Annotated in this window: 1 protein-coding gene; it reads left to right on the forward strand. The window is 58.7% G+C overall.

Going from position 1 to position 1073, the window contains the following annotated elements; all coding sequences use genetic code 11:
- Positions 1–1073: terminase large subunit domain-containing protein (locus tag QCE79_RS32915; RefSeq protein WP_309851643.1), on the forward strand; the 1073-nt coding region annotated here is incomplete at both ends.

Consider the following 1073-nt stretch of genomic DNA (forward strand, 5'->3'; position numbering starts at 1 on the left):
CCGCGATCACCGACACGCAGGTCCAAACGCAACGCGATGAGCGACGAGCAGCGCCAAAAGCTCATCGATGCCGTGAAGGATTGGCTAATCGGCCATCAACGCATCTGGTACATGAACCGCGCGATGCGTCGCCGCAACATCCTGAAGTCGCGGCAGATCGGTGCGACATTTTATTTCGCGATGGAAGCGCTCGAGCGCGCGCTTGAGACGGGCTATAACCAGATTTTTCTGTCGGCCAGCCGCGCGCAGGCTCACGTGTTCAAAAGCTACATCCAGAAGTTCGCCTGGAAAGCGGCCGAAGTGGAATTGACGGGCGATCCGATCATTCTGCCCAACAGCGCGGAACTGATTTTTCTTGGTACGAGCTCGCGCACCGCACAGAGCTATAACGGCGATCTGTACTTCGACGAGTATTTTTGGGTCGGCAATTTCGCGACGCTTAACAAGGTGGCGCAAGGCATGGCAACGCACAAGCACTTGCGCATGACGCACTTCTCGACGCCATCGACGACGACACACGAGGCGTATTCATTCTGGACGGGCGCGCACTATAACAAGGGGCGCGCAGCCGATCAACGCGTTGAAATCGATGTCTCGCATACGTCGCTTGCACGTGGTCTGACATGTCCAGATGGCCAATGGAGGCAGATCGTTACGGTGGAGGACGCCGTCGCCGCAGGCTTTGACAAAATCGATATCGACGAGCAACGCAACAGCAATAGCCCAGCTGACTTCGCCAACCTGTATATGTGTGAATTCGTCGACGACACGGCCTCAGTGTTCCCGTTCGACGCAATGAAACGCTGCATGGTCGATAGCTGGGAAGCGTGGACCGATGTGAAGCCGCTTGAGGCGCGTCCGTTTGGCGTGCGACCCGTCTGGATCGGCTATGACCCCGCACTGTCGAGCGAAGGGGACGCCGCCGGATGCGTGGTGATCGCACCACCCACCCAACCGGGCGGCAAGTTCCGCGTGCTCGAACGTCACCGCTGGCGCGGCGAGGACTTCGAGACACAGGCGCAATACGTGCGCGAGATCACCCGGCGCTATAACGTCACCAAGATCACGGTCGA

Origin of the sequence: Caballeronia sp. LZ003, assembly GCF_031451465.1 — a bacterium.
GTDB lineage: Bacteria > Pseudomonadota > Gammaproteobacteria > Burkholderiales > Burkholderiaceae > Caballeronia.